Source organism: Parapusillimonas sp. JC17 (assembly GCF_052180245.1).
In the GTDB taxonomy this organism is placed as follows: Bacteria; Pseudomonadota; Gammaproteobacteria; order Burkholderiales; family Burkholderiaceae_B; genus Parapusillimonas.
Window position 1 is genome coordinate 3,181,588 of sequence record NZ_CP197474.1, and the last position, 19,805, is coordinate 3,201,392.

Here is a 19,805-nt window from a genome sequence, read left to right on the forward strand (position 1 = left end):
CACGAAGCCCCGTAATAGCGTTGCTCTGAAATTCCGGGCAGATACAAGCATCAAACCATGGCCTACTCGCACCATACGTCAATATCCAAAGCACGGTCCGAAGACCGTGCTCCGTTGCCGTTTAGCTTCCTGTGCTTTCTGCCTCGTGCTCCATGGCGCGCTCCGCCAAGCGGGCGACCTCGGCCGCCACTCCCTTTCGCTCGCTGTAGCGGTCTGTCAAGTAATCGCTGCGATCCCGGACCAGCAAGGTGAATTTAACAAGTTCTTCCATCACGTCGACGACACGGTCGTAGTAGGCCGAAGGTTTCATCCGTCCGTCCTCGTCGAACTCCTGGTAGGCCTTCGCCACCGATGACTGGTTAGGGATGGTCACCATGCGCATCCAACGGCCAAGTACGCGCAGCGCGTTGACCGCGTTAAAGGATTGGGAGCCGCCGCTGACCTGCATGACAGCGAGGGTACGGCCTTGCGTCGGTCGCACGCTTCCCACCTCCAGAGGCAGCCAATCGATTTGGCTCTTGAACACCCCTGTTAAGGTGCCATGTCGTTCGGGGCTACACCAGACCTGCCCTTCGGACCAATTCGATAGTTCCCGCAACTCAATGACTTTAGGATGATCGGCAGGAACGCTATCGGGCAGCGGAAGACCCTGTGGATTAAAAATTCTTGTTTCGGCGCCCAAGCGCGTCAGGATGCGCGCCGCTTCTTCGGTAAGGAGGCGGCTGTATGAGCGCTCACGTAGCGAACCGTACAGTAGAAGAATACGGGGCGGATGCGTTGCCCCAACCGACAAGGAAAGTTTGTCATGAGTGGGTGTATCCAATAGGGTCTCGTCGACTATTGGCAAGGTCAAATCGGCGGGTGAAGAATAGCTGGTCATCAATATTCTCAAACTAACAAAAAAAGACGCGCTGAGTCGCGTTGGAGGGCGGAGTATCGTTAACGCACGCGTTGGCCGCGCTCATCGATGACAACTTCCCCGTCCTCTTTGGTAAAGGGCCCCTGCTGGGCTTGAGGAAGAATATCGAGAACCATCTCCGAAGGCCGGCACAGGCGTACCCCTAAGGGTGTAACAACGAAAGGTCGGTTCATCAAAATGGGATGCTCTTGCATCGCCTCGAGCAACTGGGCATCCGTGAGTGCCGTATTATCCAGGCCCAGTTCCATAAATGGAGTGCCTTTTTCACGTAGCGCCTGGCGCACCGTTAACCCGGCACGTTGAATTAGATCGGCGAGCGCCTCACGGGAGGGTGGCGTTTTCAAGTACTCAATTACGGTGAGCTCTATACCGGCATTGCGGATCAAGTCCAGCGTGTTGCGCGAGGTGCCGCAGTCGGGATTGTGGTAGATCGTGATATCGCTCATAGTGGTTCCATTATTTTAACGTTTCTAGTATTATTGATCAATGGAAACGAAAAGTATAGTCCGCGCACTGGCCGCCATCGCCCACGAGTCCCGCCTGGAAGCCTATCGCTACTTGGTGCAAGCCGGCCCAGCCGGCCTACCGGCCGGGCAGCTGTCAGAATTGGTAGGGATTGCGCCCTCCTCGCTTTCTTTTCACCTAAAAGAACTGGTGAACGCGGGGCTGTTGTCGTCGCGACAAGAAGGACGTTTTGTATTTTATTCAGCCGAATACGAAGCCATGAATTCTCTTCTGACCTATCTCACCGAAAACTGCTGTGGCGGAAACCCGTGCTCGCCCGTAAGTCTCGATGCCTGTGCCGTGACCCAGAAAACGCGCGCTTGACCACTCTCATGGACTGGCCATTGAACCAGCAACACACAACAGAGGACATTTTGCACTATGTCAGATAAAGTTTATAACACCCTGTTTCTTTGTACAGGGAATTCAGCGCGCAGCATCATGGCCGAAGTGCTACTCAATTCTTTCGGCCATGATCGTTTTAAGGCATTCAGCGCCGGAAGCCGCCCCGGCCCGCACGTGAATCCGATTGCTCTCGACATTCTTCAAGCAACGCGTCTGTCGGTCGATGGCTTGCGCAGCAAAAGCTGGGATGAGTTCGCCCGACCAGGAGCCCCACAAATGGACTTTGTGGTCACCCTCTGCGATAGCGCAGCGGGTGAAGAATGTCCATTGTGGCCTGGCCAACCGATCACCGCACACTGGGGCTTTGAAGATCCATCGGCCAGTACGGGAACCGCTGAAGAACAGCGAGGGAAGTTTGATAAGGTTTTTCGCCAGATCGCAACCCGCATCAAGATTTTCAATAGCCTGCCATTGGCCACGCTGGACAAAGCGGCAATCAAACGCGAACTCGACACACTGGGCGATCGCGCAACACTAGCGAGCACCACAGCTTCTTAACCAATATGCGCTCGGACAGGTTCGGCGCGAGCCCTTTTGCGGATCTGAATCTGTTGCCAGGATCGCCCTTCCCATCTCTTGTGTATCGCATATATGAACGTCCTTTTCCTGTGCACGGGTAACTCGTGCCGCTCTATCCTGGCTGAAGCCACTTTCAATCACCTTGCGCCTACAGGCTGGGAGGCCATGAGCGCCGGCAGCCATCCTACGGGCCAGGTTCACCCCAGGTCATTGGCGCTGCTCGCGCGTGAAGGCATTTCAGTTGATGGTTACTTCAGTAAAGCCTGGGATAACCTGCCGCACACGCCCGATGTGGTCGTTACCGTTTGTGCCAGCGCCGCAGGCGAAACCTGCCCCGCGTACCTGGGGCCAGCCATACGCACACATTGGGGCGTTGAGGATCCTGCCCACGCCACGGGCACCGACGACGAAATTGACGCGGCGTTCGATGCTGCATACCGCATTTTACGAACGCGCATTGAGGCATTCTTGGCGTTGTCGCTCACTGATTTGAAGAATGACCCGACCCGCCTGAAAGCCGAACTCGATCGTATTGGCGATCTTTTCCCTTGATGCATCATTGCGTTTTTGAATTGACGTTCTCATCTCCAATGCCCTTTGCCGAGGGCGCCTTCCCGTTTGTCGTAAAGAGAGATACAACGTGCTTGCTGCACTATTAATTTTTATTGTCACCATTGTCCTGGTTATTTGGCAGCCGCGCGGCTTGAACATTGGTTGGAGCGCTTTGATCGGCGCAGCACTTGCGCTGGCTTTCGGCGTAGTGAGCTTCAGCGACATACCCGTGGTCTGGCAGATTGTCTGGAACGCGACCGGCACGTTCGTGGCAATCATCATTATCAGTCTGTTATTGGACGAAGCGGGCTTTTTTGAATGGACAGCACTGCATGTCGCCAGGTGGGGCGGTGGGCATGGCCGGCGATTATTCGCACTGATCGTGTTGCTTGGGGCTGCGGTATCTGCGTTCTTCGCCAATGACGGCGCCGCCTTGATTTTGACACCCATCGTCATGGCCATGCTGTTGGCGTTAGGATTTAGCCCTGCAGCCACACTGGCTTTTGTCATGGCGGCGGGCTTTATTGCCGACACGGCCAGTCTGCCACTCATCGTGTCCAACCTGGTCAATATTGTTTCCGCTGATTTTTTCGATATTAGTTTTGCGCGATATGCCGCGGTCATGGTGCCCGTCAACGTTGTGTCCGTTGCCGCCACCCTGCTGGTTCTGTTGCTGTATTTCTACCGCAGTATTCCGGTTCGCTACGACGACAGCCAGCTCAAAGAACCGAAAACGGCGATTCGCGATCTGGCGACATTTCGCGCCGGCTGGATCGTACTAGGGTTGTTGTTGATCAGTTTTTTCACCCTTGAAGAATTTGGCGTGCCAGTCAGTGCCATTGCAGCTTTGGGTGCAATCACGCTGCTTATCGTCGCGGGACGCGGGCACAAAATCAGCACACGCAAAGTCGTGCGCGAAGCGCCTTGGCCTATCGTAATATTCTCTCTGGGCATGTATTTGGTCGTCTATGGGCTGCGCAATGCGGGGCTGACGGAAATGATCGCTAATCTGCTCGACTATCTGGCCAGCCACGGTTTATGGGCTGCCACCTTGGGCACCGGCGTGCTCACCGCCCTACTCTCGTCCATTATGAATAACATGCCTACCGTTCTGGTCGGGGCGCTTTCGATTGACGCCAGTCAGGCAACGGGCGTGGTTAAAGAAGCCATGATCTATGCCAATGTCATTGGCAGCGACCTGGGCCCCAAGATCACGCCTATCGGCAGCTTGGCTACGCTCCTGTGGCTGCATGTCCTGGCACGCAAGGGGATGACCATTACGTGGGGATATTACTTCCGAGTAGGCATCGTGCTCACTTTGCCCGTATTGCTTATTACCCTCGCGGCGCTCGCGCTGCGATTAGGTGTTACATGACAAAAATGTAATGCGCCAAGCCCCGAATTAACGTCTGATCACGTGTTGGTATGTGGCATGATGGAATTTGACCCCAATTTCCCTGGCGCTAAAAGCATCTGGCCGTACACGGGCTGAACTTGCGCTCACACTCTTGGAAGGTTTTTATCGCCATGGCGCACAACAAGTCTGAACCTCACAACCACAACGTGACGCAGCCCGCCTCCAGCTTGCAACTAACCGATCCTGTGTGCGGTATGCCAGTGACGAAAGACTCCGTAAATCAGGTTCAGCATGAAGGCAAGCGTTTCTATTTTTGTAGCACCAAGTGCTCGGAAACGTTCAAGCGTGATCCCAAAAAATTCACCGGTCAGAAAAACAAGAACGAAGCAGCTTTCGAGCAGGTAGCTCCTGGCACAATTTATACCTGTCCGATGCACCCTGAGATTCGACAGGATCGTCCAGGAAACTGTCCGAAGTGTGGCATGGCGCTCGAGCCACTGATGCCCAGCCTGGAAGACGACAATCCCGAACTGAAAGATTTCTCTCGGCGATTCTGGTGGACGCTGCCCTTTACGGTCATTGTGACCGTGCTGGCCATGTTCGGCCCGCAGCTTGGCTGGTTCAGCATGAGCGCCCAGACATGGATCGAACTCGTGTTATCTATACCCGTGGTGCTATGGGCCGGCCAGCCCTTCTTCGTACGCGGCTGGCAATCCGTTATCAACAGTAGCCCCAATATGTGGACGCTCATTGGCCTGGGTACAGGCGCCGCGTTTGTCTACAGCGTAGTGGCGACAATCGTACCGGACGTTTTTCCCGAAACGTTCATGTCCATGGGGCGTGTGGCTGTTTACTTTGAAGCCGCAGTGGTCATCATTTCCTTGACTCTGTTTGGCCAGATCCTGGAACTGCGGGCGCGTTCGCAGACGTCAGCTGCCATCAAATCACTGCTGGGACTCGCACCCAAAACAGCCCGCCGGATCAACGCGGATGGATCAGAAGAAGATGTACCCCTGACGCACGTGCATGAAGGCGATCGCTTGCGCGTGCGTCCCGGGGAGAAGGTCCCCGTTGATGGCGTCGTCGAAGATGGTGCGAGTTCGCTGGATGAATCCATGCTCACGGGCGAACCTCTGCCGGTGAGCAAGCGCGCTGGTGACAAAGTGATTGGCGCGACGATGAACACATCCGGCTCGCTAATAATTAGAGCTGAAAAGGTCGGCTCAGCGACCGTGCTTTCGCAGATCGTGCAGCTCGTCGCACAAGCGCAGCGCTCCCGCGCACCGATGCAACGCATGGCAGATCAAGTGGCTGGTTATTTTGTGATGGCAGTCGTCGTCATCGCCATCATCACGTTTTTTGTTTGGGGTACTTTTGGGCCGCAACCGAGCTGGGTATATGGCCTGATTAACGCCGTAGCTGTACTGATCATCGCCTGCCCATGTGCCCTGGGCTTGGCCACGCCCATGTCCATTATGGTGGCAACCGGCCGTGGCGCCACCCAGGGCGTGCTGTTTCGCGATGCAGCAGCCATCGAGAACCTACGTAAAGTCGATGTCCTTATCGTCGATAAGACCGGCACCTTGACGGAAGGCCGCCCTGCGTTCGAGCAGGCCATTCCGGCAGGCGACACAGAGGCTGCCGAAGTGCTGCGTCTGGCGGCTAGCCTTGATCAAGGCAGTGAACATCCGCTAGCAGACGCCATTGTTAGCGCAGCGCGTGAGCAAGGCTTAAGCCTCAGTGCCGTCAACGAGTTCGAATCGGGTAGCGGTATTGGGGTGCGGGGCCAGGTCGACGGTAAGCACCTCGCCCTCGGCAACACCGCTCTCATGGACCAAGAAAACGTTAACGTTACGATCATGGCCAGTACCGCCGAATCGTTGCGCACCAAGGGTGCAAGCGTCATGTATTTGTCAACAGACGGTCAATTAATAGGCTTGCTGGCCGTCTCTGATCCAATCAAGAAAAGCACACCGGAAGCCGTGAAGGATCTCAAGGCGGCTGGGATCCGCGTCATCATGGCAACAGGCGACGGCATTTCGACGGCTAAAGCTGTGGCACAGCAATTAGGAATTGACGAGGTTCACGGTGAAGTGAAGCCGGCCGACAAGCTGGATTTGGTCAGCAAACTTCAAGCAGAAGGCCGAGTTGTTGCGATGGCCGGCGACGGCATTAATGACGCACCTGCCCTAGCCAAAGCGGATGTCGGGATTGCGATGGGTACCGGAACCGACGTGGCGATGAACAGCGCGCAGGTCACGCTGGTCAAGGGAGACTTGCGCGGCATCTCGATTGCGCGCCACCTCTCGGACAAAACAATCGCCAATATGAAGCAAAATCTCGGCTTCGCATTCGTTTACAACGCTCTTGGGGTGCCCTTGGCCGCTGGGGTCTTGTACCCGTTTGTCGGGCTGTTGCTTTCACCCATGTTCGCGGCATTGGCGATGAGTCTGAGTTCAGCATCGGTCGTTTTCAATGCCCTTAGGCTTCGAAAGTCTACCTGAAGTGCAACGCGTCGCGTGAGTCGGTGGCACTTGAACTTAGCAAGTAGCCAAAGCTGACGTGTTTGGAGAAATAGCAAATCTTTACGTAAAACAGGAGTTCCGCCATGCGCCAATACCTTCGATTTGCCGCCATGATAGGCACCTCAACCATCATCATGTTCGGCCTTATGTATTTGAATACGTATGAGCTGACCGACGTATTTTTTAGTGAGACGCGCGTCTACATGGCGTTGCTGATGGGCGCTGCGATGGCGATCATCATGCTGGCCTTCATGCTGAACATGCATCAGAATCGCCGGGTGAATATCGGGATTTTTGCCGGAAGCGCGGTTGTATTCGTCCTTGCGCTCTGGCTTGTGCGTAGTCAGACAACCATCGAGGACGTTTCTTGGATGAAGGCAATGATTCCACATCATTCCATCGCAATCTTGACCAGCGAACGAGCGAATCTCTCAGATCCGCGTGTTCGTGAGCTAGCCGGTCAAATCATCGAGTCACAGCGAAGGGAAATCGAAGAGATGAAAGCGCTTATCAATGATCTCGAGAAATAAGTCCGCATCTGAGTCGCAAGTGAGACCAACGGAGTGACAGGAATAAGCTGCAAGCAACAAAACTCATTTGACTGCGTGGTTAACTGCGCAGGATTGAATTCCGGAACTTCTACATCAGACAGCGATGCGCTGACCTGGGTCTACAGCGTCGCGTTGGTCTCAGGCGCTCTGCCAATCGCATTGGCGACTGTGATCGCGCGACTGCTCATCAATGCAAAGCGAAGTGCGCAGGGTGCCGAAGGCAAATGGCTTGCTTAAGCGACCGCTCCATCGTCTCCAATGATGCTGCGGGATGGTGGTCTCCGGTTAGCGCCGGCATCTGGCAACCGACGCCCCATGAAAAGTGGCTCGCAGCGCATCCAAAGCCATCGAAATCGGTTTCTTGACAGGTCTTCGATTTGGACTCAGGTCTCGTTATTGAGGTGAGGATGGCACTTCAAGCTTATCGGCATACTTAATCATGATGTCGCCCATGGCACGCATCATCTCGCCATGCATCTGCATCATCACTTTGCCATTGGCGCCGCTAGCGGCGCTCATCATAGGGCAACTGCCCATCATCCCCATCATGCCGCCGCCCATCATGCCGTGATCTTTCATTGTGTCTGGCTTCATCTGACCCATCTGCGCCGCGTCACCATTTTGCATCATCCCTGGTCCAGCTCTCATGCCCGTGGTGGCGCCATCGCCGCTGGGAGTCGCTGCTACTCCCGCAACGCTTACGCCCAGCAAGAGCGCCGTAATGGGCGCAATAAATAGTGCTTTCATATTCATTTTGATCTCCTAAATTCAAAAAATTGACTTTTCACGAACCGGCTTGAACTTGTGGCGCAAGAGAGATGTAGGTGTGGAGGTGTAGTATCTTCCAGCGTCAGAGCAGCAAATGCGTACCAATCGTGGCGTACCCGGCTATATCGTTGCTCGTCTGTAGATTTTAGTCCTTAGAAAATGGTTTACCGTTAAAGTCGACAGTAACTAAATTGCCGTCCAGCTCCCCCATGCCCGGCGCATTCAACGGCATGCCAGGCGCCGACACGCCCTTCACCGACGAGTCAGCGAGCAACTTGTTGACTGCATTGGCGGGCACATGCCCTTCTATGATCTGGCCGGTGGCGTTTACCACGCCTGTATGGCACGATCCAAGCTTTGGTGGCACACCGAGTTTTTGCTTGACTGAAGCCATGTCGGCTGTTTTGATCGCCGTAACATCAAAGCCAGCATCCCGCATATGCTCGACCCATCCGGTGCAGCAGCCGCAATTGGGGTCCTGATATACGGTAATGGCCGTGCCGGCAGCCTGTGCAAAGGATGACGCGACAGATAAGGCAGCCGCTGTTAGCCATAGTTTCATGAAACCTGCTCCAGCAAAAATGTAGATCTTGAATGATTCATAGTATAGATAAAGACCACAACCAAGCAGCTTAGTTCTGCCGTTGCAAAGTAACTTCCTTCTGTGCCTCGAGAACCTTAGGAGGCCAAGTGCTCTTGATATAAGCCAGTACCGCAATGATCTCCTGGTCGCTGAGGATGTCGCGATACGCGGGCATGTCGCTTACATAGCCTGGAGGTGCTGTCTTCCCAGGGACCAGACCGTTTTTCACCATATCGACCAACATCGCATCGGGATGGTGCCAGGTATGGCCGGTCTTGTCATGGGGCGGTGCAGGTAGCCTGCCATTGGACATGCGTTCACGCCAGTTCGGCTGGCCTTGCAGGGCCTCGCCATGGCAGGCTGCGCAATTGTTCGCATAGATCGCCTTGCCCTGAATCACAAGGGAGGGGTCCGCAGGGTCGATGAATGCCGGGCCAGATGGCCGAATCGTGCTGTAAAGGACGGCGGCGGCTCCGATTATGACGACGCCAACCACTCCAAAGACCAATTTTCTCCGTGTCATTTGAATGCGCTAGATCAGCTGACTTTTACCTTGCCGACCATTCCAGCTTCCATGTGCCCAGGAATCAGGCAAGCGAAATCGACAGTGCCCGCCTGGTCGAACTGCCACACCAAGCCGCCAATCTTACCCGGGCCCAATGTGATCATATTCGGTTCCGAATGCTGCATCCCCGGCATTTTCTGCATTTCGGCCGCATGGGCCTTCAGATCGGCAATGGAGCCGATCACCATTTCATGGGGGATTTTCCCAGTATTCTTGATAAAGAAGCGGACGGTCTCGCCGGCGCGGACCTGGATGTCACCAGGCGTAAACCGCATGGTGTCGTCCATCGTCAGTTCAATCGTGTGCGTAACTTTAGCCGGATCTCCAGGCTGACCAGTTGGCGAAGGTGCATTCGACATGGTGGACATATCGTGACCGGGCATGCCGTGCGCCGGTGCGCCATGCCCCCCGCCATGGTTGCCGGCAGCTAATGCGAGGGTCGGAAGTACGCTCAAAGCCAGAATAGAAAGGGTCTTTTTCATATCAATACTCTCTTGAGATTTGCTTTAGCAGGCTGCCTTTTCAAGCCGCCCATGTGAAAAGGTGAAAGGCGACTTCAGAAGCGAAAGCTCAAACCGGCCACAAAACGGGTTTCCTGCTTGGAGTCGCCCGCTGCCCGTGCGTAGTCCGCCGTTTTTCCAAACTTGCTGGACCATTCGACGCCAACGTACGGGACAAACTGACGCGTGACTTCGTACTTGAGGCGCAAGCCCGCCGTGCCGTCTGTCAAGCCGCTGCCAATGCCCCAGCGTTCATCGTCCTTGCCATAGAAATTCACCTCGACGCTTGGTTGGAGGTACAGCTTCTGAGTCAGCAGGATGTCGTACTCGGCCTTCAGCGCCAAAGCGGTGCGGCCGCTCGAGCCAACATAGGCGGTGGCATCGACTTCAAACCAGTAAGGCGCTAACCCTTTAAAGCCAAATGCCAACCATTCCCGGTTCGGCACGCCTTGGCCATGATCGAAACGAAAACCCAGTTCCGTATCCCAAAACGTAGAAACTGCATGGCGCCACAGAAGTTGTGTCTCAGACTCTTGCAGCTTACCGCCCGCCACTTCGCCTTCGGCCTTGATCACGGCGCGGTTGTAAGTGCTGCCGTACCAGGCCTCGCCTTCATAGGCCACCCATTCCTCGCCGCGCGCCCTGACGTATTCCAACCGGTCAAAATTGACGGAGCCGAAGTTGTGCATGTCGGACATGACTAGCGCATCTGACGGCGGCAACGCATATTTTCCGGCATTGCGGACGTAGCCATCGGAGTACGCGTCCGGATCACGGGCATCCGGCGGCGGCGATCCGCCTTGCATTTGCATATCGCCGTGATCCATTTCGCCACTGCCATGATCCATCGCGCTCATGTCGTGGGCAGAGGCCGGCGCATTAGAACTCGACTGGCCGTGCATCATCCCCGGCATGGCGGAAGCATCTTCGCTCGTGCCAGCCTGCGTCATAGGCATCTTCATGGCTTCATGGCTTTGTGCTGGGACTTTCCCCGCACCATGGTCCATACCGGACATGTCCATCGAGCCGTGATCCATACCTGGCATACCCATTGAGCCATGATCCATATCGGACATGTTCATGGAGCCGTGATTCATGCCTGGAGCTGTCGCCGGTGCACTCGCCTTTGACGGCTCAGAGGTGTGGCCGGCATGGCCCGCATGCGTCTGCGCATAGGCAAGCACGGGCATCACTCCCACTGTAGCGATGGTCGCCGCAAGAAACTTCTTCTTCAATTGATTGTTCATGACCGGGATGCCTAACGTGTCGTTCATTGTCTTCATGCCACCACCACTTCGCGAAACATCCCTGCATCCATATGCAACATCAGATGGCAATGCCACGCCCAGCGTCCGAGCGCATCGGCGGTCACAAGAAAGCTGATACGCTGAGCAGGCTGCACGGGTATCGTGTGGCGTCGCGCCTGAAATTGGCCGTCTGGCGTTTCCAGCTCACTCCACATCCCGTGCAGATGCATGGGGTGCGTCATCATGGTGTCGTTGTGCAAGATGACTCTGACCCGTTCGCCATAACGGAAATGAACCGGGGTTGATTTTCCGAACTCGACGCCATCGAACGACCAGGTATAGCGCTCCATATTGCCGGTCAAATGGAGCTCGATTTCACGCTCTGCGCCGCGCGGGTCCATTGGCCCGCCCACGGTGTGCAAATCGGACAGCGTTAGCACGCGTCGGCCGTTATTGCGCAGACCGATGCCTGGGTCGTCTAGGTTGGTACGAGGCATGTCGACCCGCATATCGGTGCTTGCGCCGTACTCGGTCCTGGCATGGCGCACCTGAGGGCTGGCGCCGGCCGCAGACATCGCGCCGTGGTCCATGCCTGACATGCCTGCGTGATTCATACCTTGCATGCTGCCGTGATTCATCCCAGCCATATTCCCGTGGCCCATTCCGGTCATGCCTCCATGGTTCATGCCACCGGACGATTGGCTGGCTGCGCCATGATTCATTCCTGCCATGCCCCCGCCCATAGCGCCCATCATGTCCGCCATGGTCAACCATTCCACGGGGTCAAGCGCCGGTACTGGCGCTTCGAGACCAGCATGCGTGGCTAGCGTACCGCGCGCATATCCCGTGCGGTCCATTGCTTGCGCATAAACGGTGTAAGCGTCGTCCTTCGGCTGCACCAGTACATCGTAGGTTTCCCCGGGCCCGAATCGGAACTCGTCCACCGTAACGGGCTCCACATTGACCCCGTCGGCTTGAACGACGGTCAACTGAAGGCCCGGGATGCGTACATCGTAGAAAGTATTAGCCGCGCCGTTGATAAAGCGCAGCCGCACCCGCTCTCCAGGTCGAAATAGCCCCGTCCAGTTGCCCGCTGGCGTCGTACCATTCATCAGGTAGGTCAGCACGTTCGCGGACAGATCGGCCAAATCCGTGGGGCTCATGCGCATCTCGTTCCACATCTTGCGCTTGTCGATAGCCGCTTTCAGGCCCATCTGGGAGGCATCCTGAAAGAAATCGACGGCCGTGGGCTGGTTGTAGTTGTAGTAGTCGCCCTGCATCTTGAGCTTGGCCAGGACCCGCATCGGATCCTCGTCGGTCCAATCAGAGAGTTGGACGACGTACTCGCGATCGGCCCGTATGGGGTCAGCTTGCGCCGGGTCGATAATGATCGCCCCATAGACCCCTGTGGCCTCTTGCATGCCCGAGTGCGAGTGATACCAATACGTGCCGCTTTGCTGCACTTTAAACCGATACGTGAACGTTTCGCCGGGCGGGATCCCCGTAAAGCTGATCCCGGGCACTCCGTCCATCTGAAACGGCAGGATGATGCCGTGCCAATGGATTGAGGTGGTTTCGTTCAGGCGGTTCTTGACGCGAATGGTGATGGTATCCCCCTCACGCCAACGCAACGTGGGCGCCGGCAGCGAGCCATTGACCGTCGTCGCCATACGAGGGCTACCAGTGAAATTCACGGGTGATTCACCGATCTCCAGATTGAACTGGGTCCCAGTCAGTACAGCGGCTGAACCAGTACTCGTTCCGCCCGATTGCATTCCAGTGGCACGGGCAAATGGCGACAGGCCCAGCAACACGCCTCCGGCCACAAGGCCTTGCACAAAACGGCGGCGAGGTACGGCCGGGAGGGGAACGGCTAGCGTAGTAGAGCGTTTCACGCGGAGAGAATCCTGTAGTAAGTCGTTATTAGAAACGGCGTCTGCCAGTTCAATTGAAGCGACAGGGCGTCATTTCTTAACTTTAATCAAGTAGAGCTGTCGCACTAATGACGGCTCCATTACTTTTTTGTAATCCATGGACCGGATCGCACCCCGGGCCATTAGAGAGGTATTGCGGAATCCAATGAACGCAAAAATTTCTTTGGCGCCTGAAACCCGATGACTTGGTAATCGATCTCCATACCCTGTCTATCGAAAAAGACGATGCCGGGGGGGCCGAACAACTCAAAACGTTTAAGCAGTGCCTGATGGTCTGCGTTGTTTGCCGTCACATCGGCCTTAAGCAGCACAACGTCTTTGAGACGCTTTCTTACCTGAGCGTCTGTAAACGTGAAACGCTCCATTTCCTTGCATGAGATGCACCAATCTGCCCAGAAATCGAGCATGATGTAGCGACCTTCGGCCGCTTGGACTTCGGACTCGAGGTCAGCAAGGCTCGCAACTTTTTTAAACTTCAGCTCGGGCGAGCCGATATTTTGCGCGGCTGAAGCACCTGGAACTCTTAAACCGTCCAGCGGCTGCAGAACATCGCGGCCGCCTGACAGCACGCCAATGAGCAACGCAAGGCCCGAAACGAGTGCAATGACCCCAACCCCTTTGCCCAAACGCACAAAGCCAGGCGAGCCGTCAGGCAGGGGATCCAATGCCCTCAGGTACATCGCGGAAATAATGAGCAAGACCGCCCATAAGCTCATATGGACGACAGCAGGTATGACCGGGGAAATCAGGTAGATGGCCACAGCCAGCATCGTGACGCCAAAAAAGTGCTGCACGGACTTCATCCACGGACCAGCTTTTGGCAACAGTGCGCCCGCTGTGGTGCCAAAAATCAGAAGCGGGACCCCCATCCCTATGGCGAGCGAGAAAAGCGCCAAACCACCCAGCACAATATCTCCTGTCTGCCCAATGTAAAGCAGTGCTCCAGCCAGCGGCGCCGCAACGCATGGCCCGACAATAATGGCGGACAACACACCCATAACGGATACGCTCAAGACCCTGCCGCCGGCAGACCGGTTTGCGGCGCCCGCTAGGCGGGTCTGAATGGAAGCGGGTATCTGCAGCTGATAAAAACCGAACATGGAAAGCGCGAGCAGCACGAAGACGGCGGCAAAACTGCCCAGCACCCATGGGTTTTGCAGGTAGGCCGAGAGCATTGTGCCCGCTAACCCTGCGCCCACACCGGCGAGCGCATAGGTAACGGCCATGGCCATCACATAAACCAAAGAAAGGCCAAACGCATGGCGGCGGCTTATCGAGCGCCCTTGCCCAATAATCATTCCCGACAGAATTGGAATCATGGGAAGCATGCAGGGCGTAAACGCCAGAACCAAGCCAAACCCAAAGAATGCAGCAATGAGCGCCCACGCATTATCTTGGGCGAATAGATCTCGAATGAGGTTCGTCTCCGACACCGGGACCTCAGCTGCGCTCTGGGCTCCGCTGCTACGTGCCGGTGCTGGCATGGGGCTCACATCGCCAGAGTCGGAACTTGAGTCAGCTACCCCGACAAGGGGTACGGACAGCGTCTTCTCTATCGGCGGATAGCAGACACCGGTGGGATCGTTACAGCCTTGATAGGACGCTTGCAGAACCAGCGCCTCCGAAATGGATCCGGACGGGCGATTCAACGTAATTGGGATCTGAACGGACCCGTAGTACACCTGGACCTGACCGAAGGTGGGATCATCCTTGACCTTACCTTCAGGCAGCACGACGTTCTTGATCGCTGCGTCGGACGACTCCTGAAGATCAAACGCGATCCTGTCCCGATAAAGATAATAGCCCTCTGCTGCAGTGAGCATCGCGACCAGCGTATCGGCGTCGCGGGCCCTCACGAAGACTTTGAACGCTTCGTCTGGCGGCAAGAGCTCTTGGTTAGCACCCTCATCACCAAACCAATCACGCAAAGAATCGAAGAGGCCCTGAGTCGAGGAGCCAGAGTCTGAGGCCGTAATACTCGTGGAGCTGGCCGGTATTGCAGAGAATTCCGCTGGACTAATACCAGGTAGCCACGCCAGTGACAGTACGAGCAGGGCTGTCATCAAACGGATCGATTTCACTTCAACTACTCATCATCCAAAACATCATAATGCCCATGAAAACGAAGGCGAAAATGGCGACCAAGCCAATTGCCGCTAGTGCTAGGAGGACTATTCGCGTGAGTCTGGTCCCCATGGTCCGCTCAAGCATCAAGGCGCTTTACGACGGTTCAGCGGACGCGGGTGCCCGCCGGCATTAGTCCCTTCCAGTAGTGGTGCTTGAGTGGGTCTACCGTTCTTTGAACCGTTATCGCTGTGACACGACTGCATGCCTTTCATCATGAAAAACATCATCAGCGGACAGATCAAAAAGAATAAGAATGGGCTCACCGCAGCAATCCACTCCCGCGCGTCAGGCAAGGCCGCGTACGCCACTGCAATCAGCGCGGCCAGTCCGAGGCCGCCTTTCAACATCGCTTTCATATCGCATTTCATTGTGGGCTCTCCTTGTACTTGCGTCGCTGGAGCTCAATCTAGCGACGAGCTCACTGTAACGGTCCGTCGCTGTCAGAAAGATGGCGTGGGCATTACATCTTTGTCATCTTTGGAGAAGAGCTCAGGGAAGCAATAATTTAGTTGCTATATGTACAAAGCACTCGTATTGCTTTAATTGCACCGCCTTGCGCGGGGCAAAGCATTCTCTATTTACAACGGGCCGCAAAAACCACGGTATCTGTTGACATTGCCACTATGGGAATGTTTAACCTACAGTTATTCGGTTTGATGAGTAACGAAGAGAGGAAAAAATGATTCAGTTTGAAGTAAACGACATGACCTGTGGACACTGCGTGGGCGCTGTCACTGCGGCTGTCAAAGACGCCGCACCCGAAGCTACCATTTCGATTGACCTGGCCGAACACGCCGTACGCGTGGAAGGGGCTCGTGATGCAGGCGTAGTAGAACAAGCTATTCGCGCGGCGGGTTACAGTCCGTCGCGTAAAGCTTAAAAAGGCCAAGGTGCTGTGATGCGCCCTGGCCTCAATCTTTGGTTTGCCCGCACCATTCATGAGGGCAGGGGCCCTGCTTGTTAGGCCGCTCAGGCCATCTGCGCCATCCGCCTGCACTCTTCAGCACATCTGCGGCAAGCCTCGGCGCAGCGCTGGCAGTGGTCCATTTGGTGTTTGGCGCATTCGTCTCCGCAGGCTTGGCAAACATCCGCGCACAGACGGCAAAGCGCTTGGGCGAATTCACTTCCCCGAGCCATATAACTGGCCGCCATGCGGCAAATTTGTGCGCAATCCATGTCCAGCTTTATGCAGCGCGCCATGCTTTTAACGTCCTGTTCTCCGAGGCATGAAACGGCGCAGTGGTCGCACTCCGTAGCGCAGGCATAACAAGCGTCTATGCATGATTGAAACTTTTCATGAGGCATATCGATCTCCAACGAGGTTGAGGTGTGATCATCATGTGGCCACCGTCATGCGGAGCCACTTCCCTCATGCAGCAACTTGGATGCCGTACGCGCAGTAATTTGCCTATAAATGCTGGCATTTCCGTTCAAACTCAGCTCTGCGCGTGACGGCTTCTGCCCCGGCATTACACTTTTGTAATCCTCACGTCATGTTGCCGTCAGCGCCATCGCACTAAAGTCCGACTATGGACGGCAGAACGCTCTTCTTTTGTCGTGATAGCCGATAGACCTACAGGATCGAACCTATGAAATTGCTGTTGGTCGAAGATGAGACCAAAACCGGTGATTACGTACGCCAAGGGCTAGTTGAGTCCGGCTTCGTTGTGGACCTCGTGCGCACTGGCTTAGACGGGCATCATTTGGCCCTGACTGGTTCTTACGATTTGATTATCTTGGACGTCATGCTGCCCGATGTGGACGGTTGGCGTATCGTCCAGGCGCTACGTGATGCGAAATCGTCAACGCCGGTACTTTTTCTGACTGCCCGGGATAGCGTGGAAGATCGGGTCAAAGGGCTAGAGCTGGGCGCAGACGATTACTTGGTAAAACCGTTCGCTTTTTCAGAGCTCCTAGCGCGCGTTCGTACGTTATTAAGGCGGGGCGCCACTCCTGCTTTCCAGGATCAATTACAGATTGCCGATCTCGTTCTCGATATTCCGCGCCGCCGAGCTCAGCGCCAAAACGTGCGTATTAATCTTACGAACAAAGAGTTTGCCTTGTTGGAGCTCTTGGTACGCCGGCAAGGCGAAGTGCTGCCTCGCTCGTTGATCGCTTCCCAGGTTTGGGACATGAACTTTGACAGCGACACCAATGTCATTGATGTCGCGATCCGACGCCTACGCGCCAAAATCGATGACGATTTTGATCCTAAGCTTATCCACACGGTACGCGGCATGGGTTACATGCTCGACGTGACGCTGCCGGAATAGTTGATGAAAAGACGGCCGGCATCCCTAGCTGTACGGCTTACCGTTTCTATTGGGGCGGTCATAACAGTCGTCCTACTCACATTCGGCTGGATCGTAGAGCGGTCAATCAACAACCACTTTATCCAGCAAGATGTTGATGAACTGAATGCCGTCGTTCAGGCCTTGAAGCACACGCTAGCCACGCTACCGCCTGATATAGCACGTGCCGAATTGAATCAGCGGTTTGCCAATGCCGTGTCCGGCCACCATAACGCTCAATATCGTATCTCCTCGGACTCCGGTGCCCTAATCTATGCTACGCCGGGATCAAATTTGGACAGGTTTGCTCAAATCGCTCAGCCTGTAGAGAAAATCACTATCGACACGGTTGGCATATGGCAAGACCACGGCGAGACATTTCGAGGAGCTGTACTACGGACCGGAACCGACAGTTTCCCTGCACCGCGCACCTTAACCATCGCAGTCGCCACGGGCATCAATTTCCATCTGCATTACCTGGACAGCTTTCGGGACTACCTTCGAATCATCACGGTTGCGGCCTGTCTCATTGCGATTTTGGCTACATGGCTCGCGGTGCACCAAGGCCATGCACCGATACGGCGCATCAGCCGCGAAATCGGAAAAATCAGGTCTGATCAGCTGCATATACGACTCGAACCACACGCCGTGCCTACTGAACTGGTCGAGCTCGCAATGTCTTTCAACGGAATGCTTGAGCGGCTTGAGGACGTCTTCCGCCGTCTCTCCGATTTTTCAGGTGACATTGCGCACGAGCTTCGAACCCCCATCACGAACCTGAAAACCCAAACTGAAGTCGCGCTTTCTCAGTCCCGCAGCGTCGAACAGTATCGGGAGATCCTGTATTCGAACTTAGAAGAGTACGAGCGCATGGCCAAAATGGTCAGCGATATGCTGTTTCTAGCTCAGGCCGACAACAATTTACTTAAACCTGAGCTTGTTGAGATTGACCTCGAAGCCGAGATCAAGATGCTATTTGATTACTTTAGTGCCTGGGCCGAAGAACGCGAAGTGCAACTGCATGCTGTCGGCGGCCCAGTACTCGTCCGTGGGGACAGACTCATGATACGCCGAGCGCTGAGTAATCTATTGTCGAACGCCATTCGCTACGCGCCGCGTGGACGCAGCGTTACGGTATTGCTCAATCTCGTCGCCGACAAGGCAAGCGTTTGTATCGCGAACCCAGGGCCGATCATAACTCCGGAGCACCTCACCCATATTTTCGAACGATTCTATAGGCCGGATTCATCGCGCCAGCGCAGCAGTGAAGGCTCGGGGCTCGGCTTAGCTATCGTGAAAACAATTGTAGAGGCCCATGGGGGTCGAGTCAGCGCCAGCTCGACGGCCGATGCAACCCAGTTCGAAGTAGTGTTTCCAGCGGCGCAACGTTCAATACGCTAGCAGCACTCTGAGCCCCTATGGCTCTATCGCATAGTGCCGAGAGCGAGTCTAGCCCCGCTCCAGAACGGCGCTCGAAATCAGAAAACCACACTCAATATTTCCATCTGCATTCAGCTGGTCCGCCACGAGCGCGTCACGGCGCGCTGCATGCTGACGGCTGGTAGTGCTGCCTCCCGTACGGAAAGGTCGTTGTCTTTACAATCTTTGCCTCTCATGCTGTGCCGTTAGCTGTCACAATGGCGCAAATTGGAGTCAGCCATATGATTAACCGCGTGATTTTATTAGTTAAGTATTTTATCGACAGTTATATATTGATTCACCCTCATGTCATAATGTATCAAACTACTGGAAAAACCCCCTGACCCTCGACATCATGAGCATCGGCGAGCGCCTACGTATCGCACGTACGAAACGAGGCCTAACCCAAGAAGCGTTGGCCGGTCTGGTTCAGGCTCCCCTGACCCAGGGTGCCATCGCACATATAGAAAGCGGCCGAAGCGAGTCCTCACGCCACATAGTATGGATCGCTGCAGCCCTTCGAGTCCGCGCCGAATGGCTCGTTACCGGAGAAGGGGAAATGTTCGAGGATGAGTGGCCATGGCCCGGAATATCGCGGGACTCCGTATCAAAGCTGCCAACGTTGGTCTTGGAAGACATTGGCGATTACATCGAGATGAAACTCTCTAAGCATGGCAGGGACAGCGGCGAAGGCAAAACGGAATAAGACAACTAGACAGTTGCTGAAATGAGTCGCCGCAGGCGGCCATCGCTTCTAGATGGTCGCTGAAAAGCTACAAAAATCCTGCGCGCCGGCCTTCGACCTACAACGGATCAGAGCGATCCGGTTTGATTCATTCCGAATCACAATAAGCGTACCGTCTACAAATTTAAACGACCCATATGACTTATTCATATTAGTTTTGTATTGACTCTTCTAATTAGATACGTAATGATTGCACCAAGCCTGCTCTTTAACAACGCAACACCGATGAATACCGCGCCCTGCCCGACGACGGGCGGTGCGAGTGCGCGGCTACCCGAGTCGTCAGCATACTGC

Annotated in this window: 21 protein-coding genes; 10 read left to right on the forward strand and 11 right to left on the reverse strand. The window is 55.3% G+C overall.

Features of this window, described 5'->3' with window-relative positions; genetic code table 11:
* Nucleotides 1-121: 121 nt before the first annotated feature.
* Together arsH and arsC are read right to left on the reverse strand one after the other, a co-directional pair.
* Nucleotides 122-880 (reverse strand): arsenical resistance protein ArsH, encoded by a 759-nt coding sequence (arsH, locus tag ACSBPU_RS15275; protein WP_108621349.1) that lies wholly within the window; start codon nucleotides 878-880, stop codon nucleotides 122-124.
* Nucleotides 881-939: 59 nt separating this feature from the next.
* On the reverse strand, nucleotides 940-1,365 hold the full coding sequence (gene arsC, locus ACSBPU_RS15280) for an arsenate reductase (glutaredoxin) (protein WP_108621350.1): 426 nt from the start codon (nucleotides 1,363-1,365) through the stop codon (nucleotides 940-942).
* 40 nt (nucleotides 1,366-1,405) lie between these two features.
* Between arsC and ACSBPU_RS15285 the strand changes: the two genes are divergently transcribed.
* The 6 genes from ACSBPU_RS15285 to ACSBPU_RS15310 all read left to right on the forward strand — a co-directional run bounded on the left by ACSBPU_RS15285 (nucleotide 1,406) and on the right by ACSBPU_RS15310 (nucleotide 7,311).
* Nucleotides 1,406-1,747, forward strand: coding sequence for an ArsR/SmtB family transcription factor (locus ACSBPU_RS15285; protein ID WP_108621351.1), 342 nt, complete (start codon nucleotides 1,406-1,408; stop codon nucleotides 1,745-1,747).
* A 57-nt stretch (nucleotides 1,748-1,804) separates the two neighbouring features.
* Nucleotides 1,805-2,326: an arsenate reductase ArsC gene (locus tag ACSBPU_RS15290; protein ID WP_108621352.1), complete on the forward strand. Its 522-nt coding sequence runs from the start codon at nucleotides 1,805-1,807 to the stop codon at nucleotides 2,324-2,326.
* 93 nt (nucleotides 2,327-2,419) lie between these two features.
* The gene (locus ACSBPU_RS15295) at nucleotides 2,420-2,899 is read left to right on the forward strand and encodes an arsenate reductase ArsC (RefSeq protein ID WP_180013319.1); all 480 of its coding nucleotides are present in this window, start codon (nucleotides 2,420-2,422) and stop codon (nucleotides 2,897-2,899) included.
* Nucleotides 2,900-2,987: 88 nt separating this feature from the next.
* Complete coding sequence (locus tag ACSBPU_RS15300; protein WP_180013321.1) at nucleotides 2,988-4,274, forward strand: arsenite/antimonite efflux transporter; 1,287 nt, start codon at nucleotides 2,988-2,990, stop codon at nucleotides 4,272-4,274.
* Between the two features lie 236 nt (nucleotides 4,275-4,510).
* Complete coding sequence (locus ACSBPU_RS15305; protein ID WP_322348759.1) at nucleotides 4,511-6,760, forward strand: heavy metal translocating P-type ATPase; 2,250 nt, start codon at nucleotides 4,511-4,513, stop codon at nucleotides 6,758-6,760.
* Nucleotides 6,761-6,864: 104 nt separating this feature from the next.
* Nucleotides 6,865-7,311 (forward strand): DUF305 domain-containing protein, encoded by a 447-nt coding sequence (locus ACSBPU_RS15310; protein ID WP_442592861.1) that lies wholly within the window; start codon nucleotides 6,865-6,867, stop codon nucleotides 7,309-7,311.
* Nucleotides 7,312-7,725: 414 nt separating this feature from the next.
* On the opposite strand, the gene ACSBPU_RS15315 is transcribed toward ACSBPU_RS15310, so the two are convergent.
* The 8 genes from ACSBPU_RS15315 to ACSBPU_RS15350 all read right to left on the reverse strand — a co-directional run bounded on the left by ACSBPU_RS15315 (nucleotide 7,726) and on the right by ACSBPU_RS15350 (nucleotide 15,424).
* Nucleotides 7,726-8,085, reverse strand: a complete 360-nt coding sequence (locus ACSBPU_RS15315) for a hypothetical protein (protein WP_442592862.1) — start codon at nucleotides 8,083-8,085, stop codon at nucleotides 7,726-7,728.
* 160 nt (nucleotides 8,086-8,245) lie between these two features.
* A complete protein-coding gene (locus ACSBPU_RS15320) occupies nucleotides 8,246-8,662 on the reverse strand; it encodes a DUF411 domain-containing protein (RefSeq protein WP_108621359.1) in 417 nt (138 codons plus the stop codon).
* 70 nt (nucleotides 8,663-8,732) lie between these two features.
* Nucleotides 8,733-9,206 carry a c-type cytochrome gene (locus ACSBPU_RS15325; protein WP_442592863.1) on the reverse strand — a complete coding sequence of 158 codons (474 nt, stop codon included), beginning with the start codon at nucleotides 9,204-9,206 and terminating at the stop codon, nucleotides 8,733-8,735.
* A gap of 14 nt (nucleotides 9,207-9,220) precedes the next feature.
* Nucleotides 9,221-9,730, reverse strand: coding sequence for a cupredoxin domain-containing protein (locus tag ACSBPU_RS15330; protein WP_442592864.1), 510 nt, complete (start codon nucleotides 9,728-9,730; stop codon nucleotides 9,221-9,223).
* A 74-nt stretch (nucleotides 9,731-9,804) separates the two neighbouring features.
* The gene (locus tag ACSBPU_RS15335) at nucleotides 9,805-11,022 is read right to left on the reverse strand and encodes a copper resistance protein B (RefSeq protein ID WP_442598374.1); all 1,218 of its coding nucleotides are present in this window, start codon (nucleotides 11,020-11,022) and stop codon (nucleotides 9,805-9,807) included.
* Nucleotides 11,023-11,027: 5 nt separating this feature from the next.
* Nucleotides 11,028-12,890, reverse strand: a complete 1,863-nt coding sequence (locus ACSBPU_RS15340; protein WP_442592865.1) for a copper resistance system multicopper oxidase — start codon at nucleotides 12,888-12,890, stop codon at nucleotides 11,028-11,030.
* Between the two features lie 161 nt (nucleotides 12,891-13,051).
* Entirely contained in the window at nucleotides 13,052-15,010 is a 1,959-nt protein-coding gene (gene dsbD / locus ACSBPU_RS15345; RefSeq protein ID WP_442592866.1) for a protein-disulfide reductase DsbD, read from the reverse strand.
* Nucleotides 15,011-15,139: 129 nt separating this feature from the next.
* Complete coding sequence (locus ACSBPU_RS15350; RefSeq protein ID WP_442592867.1) at nucleotides 15,140-15,424, reverse strand: DUF2933 domain-containing protein; 285 nt, start codon at nucleotides 15,422-15,424, stop codon at nucleotides 15,140-15,142.
* Between the two features lie 311 nt (nucleotides 15,425-15,735).
* On the opposite strand from ACSBPU_RS15350, the gene ACSBPU_RS15355 reads away from it, so the two are divergent.
* Nucleotides 15,736-15,936 carry a heavy-metal-associated domain-containing protein gene (locus ACSBPU_RS15355; protein WP_442592868.1) on the forward strand — a complete coding sequence of 67 codons (201 nt, stop codon included), beginning with the start codon at nucleotides 15,736-15,738 and terminating at the stop codon, nucleotides 15,934-15,936.
* An 89-nt stretch (nucleotides 15,937-16,025) separates the two neighbouring features.
* Here ACSBPU_RS15355 and ACSBPU_RS15360 read toward each other — a convergent pair whose 3' ends face one another.
* Entirely contained in the window at nucleotides 16,026-16,361 is a 336-nt protein-coding gene (locus tag ACSBPU_RS15360; protein ID WP_427956395.1) for a four-helix bundle copper-binding protein, read from the reverse strand.
* A gap of 284 nt (nucleotides 16,362-16,645) precedes the next feature.
* Here ACSBPU_RS15360 and ACSBPU_RS15365 point away from each other — a divergent pair, with 284 nt between their 5' ends.
* The 3 genes from ACSBPU_RS15365 (at nucleotide 16,646) to ACSBPU_RS15375 (ending at nucleotide 19,472) form a co-directional block, all read left to right on the forward strand.
* Nucleotides 16,646-17,329 carry a heavy metal response regulator transcription factor gene (locus tag ACSBPU_RS15365; RefSeq protein ID WP_129968238.1) on the forward strand — a complete coding sequence of 228 codons (684 nt, stop codon included), beginning with the start codon at nucleotides 16,646-16,648 and terminating at the stop codon, nucleotides 17,327-17,329.
* A 3-nt stretch (nucleotides 17,330-17,332) separates the two neighbouring features.
* Complete coding sequence (locus tag ACSBPU_RS15370; RefSeq protein ID WP_442592869.1) at nucleotides 17,333-18,748, forward strand: Cu(+)/Ag(+) sensor histidine kinase; 1,416 nt, start codon at nucleotides 17,333-17,335, stop codon at nucleotides 18,746-18,748.
* Nucleotides 18,749-19,121: 373 nt separating this feature from the next.
* Nucleotides 19,122-19,472 (forward strand): helix-turn-helix domain-containing protein, encoded by a 351-nt coding sequence (locus tag ACSBPU_RS15375; protein WP_442592870.1) that lies wholly within the window; start codon nucleotides 19,122-19,124, stop codon nucleotides 19,470-19,472.
* The last annotated feature ends 333 nt before the right edge of the window (nucleotides 19,473-19,805 follow it).